This window comes from Actinosynnema sp. NPDC059797, from assembly GCF_042732085.1.
Taxonomy (GTDB): domain Bacteria; phylum Actinomycetota; class Actinomycetes; order Mycobacteriales; family Pseudonocardiaceae; genus Actinosynnema.
The window spans coordinates 1-5509 of sequence record NZ_JBHWIE010000431.1; the positions used below are offsets into that span (position 1 = coordinate 1).

4 protein-coding genes are annotated in these 5509 nt (G+C 75.0%); all 4 read left to right on the forward strand.

Annotated elements, in window-relative coordinates; genetic code table 11:
• The first annotated feature begins 197 nt into the window (after positions 1 to 197).
• Positions 198 to 1115, forward strand: coding sequence for a glycosyltransferase (locus tag ACFV4N_RS39060; RefSeq protein WP_499677720.1), 918 nt, complete (start codon positions 198 to 200; stop codon positions 1113 to 1115).
• A 9-nt stretch (positions 1116 to 1124) separates the two neighbouring features.
• Positions 1125 to 3038, forward strand: a complete 1914-nt coding sequence (locus ACFV4N_RS39065; RefSeq protein WP_499677721.1) for an ABC transporter ATP-binding protein — start codon at positions 1125 to 1127, stop codon at positions 3036 to 3038.
• Positions 3035 to 4819, forward strand: a complete 1785-nt coding sequence (locus ACFV4N_RS39070; protein WP_499677722.1) for an ABC transporter ATP-binding protein — start codon at positions 3035 to 3037, stop codon at positions 4817 to 4819. Before ACFV4N_RS39065 ends, ACFV4N_RS39070 begins: the two co-directional genes overlap by 4 nt.
• Before the next feature lie 288 nt (positions 4820 to 5107).
• Positions 5108 to 5509 (forward strand): LacI family DNA-binding transcriptional regulator (locus ACFV4N_RS39075; protein WP_499677723.1); only part of this gene is annotated, 402 nt, incomplete at its 3' end.

Here is a 5509-nt window from a genome sequence, read left to right on the forward strand (position 1 = left end):
GCACCCGGCCGGGCCCGGTGTCCGTCACCGGGGGGGCGGCGGCCCGGGCGGGGGCCGCCCGCGCCCACGTCGTCGGGACTGCGGAACTCCGCCCGCGATGTTGACCTGTGCTCGCGACCCTCGGCAGACTCGCGCGGTGATCGGTGGGGGGCACCCGCCACCGACGTCCTTGGCGGGACCTCTGAGGAGAGCCTCTCGTGGGTAGCCCATTACGCTGCACGGTCGTCATCCCGACCTACAACAGGAGGCGGTTGCTGGAACTGACGCTCGACGCGCTCGCCAAGCAGGACCTGTCCCGCGACCGGTTCGAGGTGCTGGTCGTCGACGACGGCTCCAGCGACGACACGGCGACCGCGGTGCGGGGGTTCGAGGACCGGCTCGACCTGCGCTACTTCCACCAGCCCGACGAGGGCTACCGGGTCGCCCGCGCCCGGAACGTCGGTCTCCGGCACGCGAAGGGCGAGATCTCCGTCTTCGTCGACTCCGGGGTGCTGCTGCACTCCGCGGCCCTGCGCGCGCACCTGACCGCCCACGAGGCCTCCGAGGAACCCCTCGCGCTCAACGGGTACGTGTACTGCTTCAACCTCGACAACGAGGACGCCCACCTCATCCGGAAGTCCGTCGACGTCGACGACGTGGACTCGACCATCGCGACCATGGCGCGCACCGGGTCGTGGCTGGACGTGCGCGAACCGTTCTACGCCCGGCACTCCGACGACTTCGGCCACCTGCCCGCGCCGTGGCTGATGTACTGGACCTGCCACGCGTCGGCGCGGACGGAGCAGGTGCGCTCGATCGGCATGTACGACGAGGCGTTGCGGCAGTGGGGCGGGGAGGACCTCGACCTCGCCTACCGGCTGCACCGCGACGGCGCCCGGTTGCGCGTCCTGCGCGAGGCGAGCTCCATCCACTACCCGCACGAGAAGGACCACGAGGACAACAGCAGGTCCGCCCGCGAGAACTACCGCTACATCGCGGAGAAGTACGACACGCCGATCATCCGGCTGCTCACCGAGACGCCCCCGATCCGCTTCTCGGCGTTCAACGACGTGGTCGAGGAACGCGGGCTGCCCCGCTGCGCCGACCACGTGGCGCGGAACAGCGTCGCCGGTTAGGCGGCCGGCATGGGGAACGGCTCCCGGGTCGCCACGGCGCGACGCCGGTTCGCCGCACGACGGGACATCGCCAGGCTGCTGCCCCGCGCCGGTCGCGGGCTGGTCGCCGCCCTGGTCGCGGTCGACCTGCTGCTCGGGTGCCTCCCGGTCGTGTTCACCGTGGCGACGGCGGTGGTGCTCGGGCGGGTCCCGGCGGCCGTCGCCGCGGGGCCGGGCTCCGGCGAGTGGGACTCGCTGGTCGCGGTGTTCGGCGTCGCGGCCGGCGCGTTCGTCGCCAGGCAGCTGCTCTCCCCGGTGGAGCGGGCCCTGGGCGAGCTGGTGGCGCGCCGGGTCGACGGCCTGGTGTTCGACGAGCTGATGGCCGCGTCGCTGCGCAGCCCCGGCCTCGGCCCGCTGGAGGACCAGCGGGCGCTCGACGCGCTCCGGACCGCCGCGCGGGAGGTGGAGTTCGGCGTGCAGAGCCCCGGCCGGGCGGCCACCGGCCTGCTCGCGCTGATCGCGCGGTACACCGAGCTGACCGGCAGCGCGGTCGCGGTGGGGGTGGTGTTCTCGTGGCCCGCGGCGGCGGCGCTGGTCGTCACCGTGCTGTTGTTCCGCCACGGCCAGCGCGGCGGGCTGCGCCGGTACGCCAGGGCCCGGTCCCTGCTCGCCGCCGAGCAGCGCGAGGTCGACTACCTGCGCGAGCTGGCCGGCGGCGGCGCCGCGGCCAAGGAGATCCGGGTCTTCGGCCTGGTCGGCTGGCTGCGGCAGCGCCTGCGGGACGGCCACCTCCGCTTCCTCCGGCCCCTCTGGGCCGAGCGCCGCGCCGTCTACCTGTGGCCGTTCGTCCGGTTCTCGGTCGTGGGCCTGGCGGTCGCGGTCGTGGTCTTCGCGGTGCTGGGCGCGACGGCGCACGAGAGGTCGCTCACCGGGTTCGTGCTCGTCGCGACGGCGGCGCTCGGCCTGCTGCGGCTGGGCGACCACTACCCGGAGGCGGACCTGCCGACCGCGATCGGCATGAGGGCCCACGACGCGGTGCGGCGGTTCGCCGAGCACGTCGACACCCACCACGTCGACGCCCACCACGTCCACGCCCACCACGTCGACGCCCACGAGGGGCGCTCCGCCCCCGCGCGACGCCCGGTGGTGCCCGAGCCGGTCCACGCCATCCGGTTCGAGCAGGTCGGCTTCCGCTACCCCGGGCAGCGGCGGGCGGTCTTCGACGGCCTGGACCTGACGATCCCCGTCGGCCGCTGCACGGCCGTCGTCGGCGTGAACGGCGCGGGCAAGACCACCCTGGTCAAGCTGCTCGCCAGGCTCTACGAGCCGACCTCGGGCAGGATCACGCTGGACGGCGTGGACATCCGCGAGTTCCCGCTCGACGAGTGGCGCGCCCGGCTCGGCGTGATCTTCCAGGACTTCGTGCGGTACGAGGCGTCCGTCGCGGACAACGTCGGGCTCGGCGCGGTCGACCACCTGGACGACCGGGCGGGGATCCGCGAGGTCGTCGACTCGGTCGGGCTGTCGGGCGCCGTGGCCCGCCTGCCCCGGGGGCTGGACACGCCGCTGGCGCGGCACCTCACCGGAGGGGCGGAGCTGTCCGGCGGCCAGTGGCAGCGCGTCGCGCTGGCGAGGGCGTTGTTCGCGCTGCGCCACGGGTCCTCGGTCGTGGTGCTGGACGAGCCGACGGCGAGCCTGGACGTGCGCGCGGAGGCCGGGTTCTTCGAGGAGTTCGCCCGCCTCGCCGGCGGCGCGACCACCCTGCTGATCTCCCACCGGTTCTCGACCGTGCGGCACGCGGACCTCATCGTCGTCCTGGAGCGCGGCCGGGTCACCGAGCGGGGCGGCCACGCGGAGCTGCTGGCCCGCGACGGGCGCTACGCCGAGCTGTTCCGGCTCCAGGCGGACCGGTTCACCGGCACGGTCGAAGGGGTGACCGGGTGAAGGTCCTCCTGACCGGGGCGTGGAACGTGATCGCCACGGCGTGGCGGCTGAACCCGCGCAAGACGGCGGTGGCGGTGGTCCTGATGACGGCCGGGGCCGTCGCCGCCCCGCTGCTGGCGGCCTCGCTCGGGTGGATGACCCGCGAGGTCGTCGCGGGCGCGACGGGGCGCGCGGTGCTCGCCGGCGCGGTCGTCGCCGTGCTGGCGGTGCTGGCGCTGGTCCTCTCGCACTTCGCCCACCTGGCCTACTACGAGCTGGCGGAGCTGGCCGAGCTGGACTTCGACGAGCGCGTGATCGAGGTGTCGAACGGCTCGGCCGGCATCGAGCACCACGAGCGGGCCGAGCACGCCGACACGTGGACGGTGCTGCGGCAGGAGGGCAGGCAGTTCCGGACCGGCCTGGAGGCGCTGCTCAACGGTGTCGGCCTCGTGCCGGCCGTGGCGCTCACCGCGGTCCTGCTGGCCGCGCAGAACCCGTTGCTGTTGCTGCTGCCCGCCGCCGCGGTGCCGCCCCTGCTGGCCGGCCGCGCGGCCGAGCGGGTGCTCGACCGCGCCCGGACGGCGACCGCCGAGCAGACCAGGACCGCGCTCAACCTGTTCCACCTGGCCACCTCCGCGCGCCTGGCCGGCGAGCTGCGGGTGTCCCGGGTCCAGGGGGAGCTGCGCGCCCGGCACGGCCGGTCGTGGGAGCGGGCGACGCGGGGCCTGTGGCGCGCGCACCTGACCGCCACGGGGATCCGCGCGGCGGGCCAGGTCGTCTTCGCGCTCGCCTACGTCGCGGGCGTGCTGCTGGTGGTGCGCGACGCGATGGCCGGGCGGCGCGGGGTCGGCGACGTCGTGCTGGTGGTCGTGCTCGCCGCCCAGGTCAACCAGCAGGTCGCCACGGCCGTCACCTTCCTGGGCGACCTCCAGCGGATGGCGGGCGCGTACCGGCGGCTCACCGAGGTCGCCGCGTCGGTGGCCGACGCCGCCCCGGCGCGCCCCGGCGGTTCGCCGCCGCACCGGCTGCGCGACGGGATCAGGTTCGACGGGGTGGCCTTCGCCTACCCGGGCACCGACGTGCCCGTGCTGCGCGAGGTGGACCTCCACCTCCCGGCCGGTGCCACCGTCGCGATCGTCGGCGAGAACGGCGCGGGCAAGTCGACGCTGGTCAAGCTGCTCTGCGGGTTCTACCGGCCGACCGAGGGCCGGATCCTGGTCGACGGGACCGACCTGCGCGACCTGGCGGTGGACGAGTGGCGCACGCGGATCGCGGCCGGGTTCCAGGACTTCGTCCGCTACGAGTTCGCGGCCCAGCACGTGGTCGGCCTCGGCGACCTGCCCAGGGCGTCGTCGGAACCGGCCGTCCGCGCAGCGCTGGACCGCGCCGACGCCGGCGACGTGCTCGACGGCCTGCCCGACGGCCTGCGCACCCACCTCGGCAAGAGCTACGCCGACGGCGCGGAGCTGTCCGGGGGCCAGTGGCAGAAGCTGGCGCTGGGCCGGGCCATGATGCGCGAGGAGCCCCTGCTCCTCGTCCTCGACGAGCCGACGTCGGCGCTGGACCCGGAGGCGGAGCACGCCCTGTTCCAGCGGTGCGCCGACCACGCGAAGCGGGTCGCCGGCCGGACCGGCGGCATCACCGTCTTCGTGTCCCACCGGTTCTCCACGGTGCGCGCGGCCGACCTGATCGTGGTGGTCGGGGACGGCCGGGTGGTGGAAACCGGCGACCACGCCACGCTCATGGCCGCGGCGGGCACCTACGCGGAGCTGTTCGGGCTCCAGGCGAAGGCGTACAGCTGACGGCCGTGCCGGTCCCCTCGACACCGGCGTCCCGCGGAACTCCGAGGCGATGAGCGCGGACGCCCGGGTCTGCCGCTACCCCCTTCTCGCCTCCCTGGCCAAAAAGTTTTCGGTCCGTGTTAGGGCGCCCGGTGACAACGAGTTGCCACCATCCCCGAAAAGGTTTTCGACACCCGCCTCCTGAAGGGCGGTGCCCGCTCGACCCGCCGCCTGTTCCTCCAGGTCTCCGCGCTCGGCGCCGCCACCGTCACCACCTGGGCGCCGCCGACGCCCCAGGCGGTCCTGCTGGTGCTCGTCGTCGCGGCGGCCGTCGCCGCCCGGGTCCTGGTCCGCGGGCGCCGGGAACCGTCGATGGCGGACGTGGCCGCGCTCGCCGGCGTGTCGCACCAGACGGTCTCCCGGGTGGTGAACGACCTGCCGAACGTCCGCGACCTGACCAAGCGGCGCGTCCTGGCCGCGATCGAGGCCCTGGGCTACCGCCCCGACTGGACCGCGCGCGCACTCGCGTCCGGCCGGCCGGGGTTCCTCGGCGTGGTCGCCCGCAACTCCACCCTGTACGGCCCGGCGTCGCTGCTGTCGGCCTTCGAGTCGGCCGCCGCGGCGGCGGGTTTCGCGGTGGGCGTGCGCCGGGTGCGCGAACCGGACCGGGTGTCGGTCGCCGCGGCCGTGGAGCACCACCGGGACCAGCGC